This is a genomic window from uncultured Holdemanella sp. (assembly GCF_958348295.1).
GTDB lineage: Bacteria > Bacillota_I > Bacilli_A > Erysipelotrichales > Erysipelotrichaceae > Holdemanella.
Window position 1 is genome coordinate 1 of the sequence record NZ_CATVYQ010000088.1, and the last position, 3,663, is coordinate 3,663.

Genomic DNA, 3,663 nt, shown 5'->3' on the forward strand with positions numbered 1-3,663 from the left:
ATATCTAGAACTAATAATTGAAGATAATATTTTTTAGATGTTATTCTTTCTTTGTCTTTATGACAGAAAGGAATTTATATTATGAATGAATTAGAAATTGCGGTACATAACTGTCGTGCTAGTATTCTTAAAAAACAACTGTGCAAAGGATTAAACACGAGATATTGCACTGCACTTAATCATCTTTTAAAACTCGGTGTAAGAGAAAATATTTCTTCACCTTGCCAAGAACTGTTCGATATTTTTATTAGCGAATCGACTACTAAGGATAATTTGTCCACAAGAAGAACTATTGTTAGATGGATTGATAAGGAATATGATTTAAAAATCGTTGATTGTGATGGGTACTTATTCAATATTCCGGACCTACCAAATGAAGAAGAAATAAAGAAAATACTTTTTCCAATAGGTAGTGAAACATCTTTTAATCAGCTAATTGCCTATACTTTATCTTTGATGAAGGATAGCCATGGCTCATCAACATACGGTCAGTATGTTCACGCCTTTAAACATCTTAGAAGCTGGTTGATCATCAATAATAAAAGCGAATTTAATGTTACAGATTTAAAGGAATACAAATCTTTTAATGAAGACTATTTTATCAATTGTTTGATTAAGGAATGGGTATTTAAAATCAGAAGAAGGTGTGTCAATATCCTTCTTGATGTAGCTAAAACAGGTAAATTCGAATGGCATTTATATGTAAAGAAAGAATATGTTGATAAAAATATTGAAGATTTAATTGATGGTTACTTCATCAAAGGAAATGTCTATACAAAGAATTCCAAAAATACGCAAGCCTTACATCGTTATGTTTTCTTGGAAATGATAAAAATACTTGGCATCGAAAGTGAAGATGATTTAAAAAATTTAAATAGAAAAAACTTTGAAGAACTCTGCGATAGATTAAGTAGTAAGTTCTGTCAAAATTCCCTTACTACCATTTATCCAATTTGTAGACACATCATTACTTATCTTTATGATAGAAAACTTCTGGGTTTGAATTATGGTGTTGTTTTCATGAACCAAAAGTATTTTAAAGAATACAATCCATGTTTAATTTCAAAGGAAGATGAAATAAGAATAATAGAATATTTAAATGTCTGCTCTTTTAAAGTTAAAGCCATTATGATGTTGGCTATAAGATATGGTTTAAGAGATTCTGATATATGCGAATTAAGATTTGATGAAATTGATTGGTTTAAAGAAATAATCAACATTAATCAAAGAAAGACAGATAATCCATTAGTATTGCCACTTTTAGATGATGTTGGTAATGCGATAATTGATTATATCGAAAATGAAAGGCCAAATGTTAATTCTCCTTATATATTTTTAAGAAATCAAAGACCTTATGAAAGAATAAAGAGCGCATATTCGATTTGTGCAAGGATATTTAATAAGCTTGAAATAAAGACTTCAAATAATAAAGGAAAAGGAATTCATGTATTCAGATATACCTTAGCCAAAAGATTATTGGAAACACAAATTCCTCATCAGATTATCACTGACACATTAGGACATGTGAGTAATGATTCTGACAAATATTATTATTCCATGGAAGAAGAAAAATTGAAAATGTGTTGTCTAGATGCCAGATGGATTGGAGTTAAGACATGGAAGTAAAAATATATAACTATCCTTATAACTCCAAAATCAAAGATTATATTACTTCCTTTGTCAGTCAAAAAAGAAACGCCGGCTATCCATACAACAGTTCCGCCAGAATTTTGAAAATCTTTGATGAAATGATTATAAATAATTTCCCCAACGAAACCACCATCACTAAAGAAATGATAGACTTTTGGATCGCCTATAAGCCAGGAGAACATCCAAACGGATTACTAAGAAGAATGACACCAATAAGGCAACTATCAATTTATATCAAATACTTTGACGATAACTGTTACGTGGTACCTGGTCACATTCCAAATAAGCAGATTAAATACGATCCCCATATATATACAAAAGAAGAATTAATAGCTTTCTTTAATGTTACTGATAACTTAAAGCCTTCAATTTATTCACCATACAAAGTCTATATTGCACCAGTAATATTCAGGTTATTTTTCTTATGTGGTATGAGACATTCTGAAGTCCTTCACTTAGAAATGGATGATATCAATGATGATTATAAATGCTTGAGAATCAAAGAATCTAAAAGTTGGAAAGAAAGAAAAATATATATAAGCGATGAATTATCAAGAATGCTTAAAGAATATGATGAAATTATTTCTGAATTGAAACCTAACAGAAAATTCTTTTTCCCATCTTGTATTTGTGAAGGCCCTGTTAGTAGTCCATCAGTATTTACTTGGTTTAAAGAAATATCGAAAGAAGCATTTAAAGATATTCCTCTTAAGGGAACAAAAAGAGTCATACATAGTTTCAGACACACTTATGCAACCGAAAGGCTAACTAGATGGATTGAAGATGATATCGATGTAAATACTATGTATCCATATTTTTCAAGATATTTGGGCCATAGTAATTATGCCGATACAGATTACTATATCAAACTTGTTTCTTCTTTTTACCCAGAAATGAATAAAAGAATGAATAAAGTTAATGAAGAGATTCTTCCTGAGGTTTTAGATTATGAAGAAGAATAAAGATTTTCATGATTGGATCAGCGAATTTTTTGGCGGTTATTTGACTGCCAAAAGAAATTATTCTGATAAAACAGTAAAATCATACAAAGATACATTTAATCTATTAAGAGAATATTTTGATGGTGAGCTTGGAATCAAATTCATCAATATGAATTTTGATAACTGTAATAAAGAAAATATTTATTCATTTCTTTTATATTTAAGAGATGAAAAGTCTAATTCAGCTTCAACTATAAACTTGAGATTATCTGCAATTAAATCTTTCTTTAAATATTGTGGCGAAGAAGAAATAGAACTGTATAAATATTACGCAAAAATCAAAACCATTCATAACTTTAAAGGTTCTAAAAAGAATAAGGTTGAATATTTGACAAGTCAACAATTAAAGCTATTATTTGAAGCTCCTGATATCGGATTAAAAAATGGAAGAAGAGATAGATTTTTGATGATACTAATGTATGAAACTGCAATGAGGCTTAATGAAATTTTATCCCTTAAGCTTGAAAATATTATATCGAGTGGAGAGGATGTCGAAATTAAAATATTTGGCAAAGGATCAAAATATAGAACAGTTCCATTACTCAAACCAGCAATTAAACATCTTAATGTCTATTTAAAAGAGTTTCATCCTCTAAACATTCAAAGTGATTATCTTTTTTATATTAATCATTCAGGCAGAAGAGATAAATTATCTCCTGGTACTGTTGACGCTTTTCTAAAAAAATATGCACATAAGATTAATGAAGAAAACGATGATTTTCCAATCAATTTACACGCACATATGTTAAGACATTCTGTGGCTATGTCGATGTATAAAAATGGTATTCCAATTTCTTACGTTAAAGACTTTCTTGGTCACTCTGATATCTCAACCACATCAATATATGCCTACGCAGATAATGAAGATATCAAAAAAGCTCTTGAAGCAGTTCAAGAAAATATACCTTCATCAAATGTTAAAGATAAGAAGTGGAAAGGAAAAGAAAAAGATTTACTAAAATATTGTGGCTTAGAATAAAAAACATTATCTTCAATTATTAGTTCTAGATAC

Annotated in this window: 3 protein-coding genes; all 3 read left to right on the top strand. The window is 29.1% G+C overall.

Going from position 1 to position 3,663, the window contains the following annotated elements:
* The first annotated feature begins 81 nt into the window (after positions 1 to 81).
* From Q3907_RS10560 to Q3907_RS10570, 3 genes are read left to right on the top strand one after another with little or no spacing between them, the layout of a single operon-like run.
* Positions 82 to 1,626, top strand: coding sequence for a tyrosine-type recombinase/integrase (locus tag Q3907_RS10560; protein ID WP_301898242.1), 1,545 nt, complete (start codon positions 82 to 84; stop codon positions 1,624 to 1,626).
* The gene (locus Q3907_RS10565) at positions 1,617 to 2,612 is read left to right on the top strand and encodes a tyrosine-type recombinase/integrase (RefSeq protein ID WP_295646915.1); all 996 of its coding nucleotides are present in this window, start codon (positions 1,617 to 1,619) and stop codon (positions 2,610 to 2,612) included. Before Q3907_RS10560 ends, Q3907_RS10565 begins: the two co-directional genes overlap by 10 nt.
* The gene (locus tag Q3907_RS10570; RefSeq protein ID WP_301898243.1) at positions 2,599 to 3,630 is read left to right on the top strand and encodes a tyrosine-type recombinase/integrase; all 1,032 of its coding nucleotides are present in this window, start codon (positions 2,599 to 2,601) and stop codon (positions 3,628 to 3,630) included. Before Q3907_RS10565 ends, Q3907_RS10570 begins: the two co-directional genes overlap by 14 nt.
* The last annotated feature ends 33 nt before the right edge of the window (positions 3,631 to 3,663 follow it).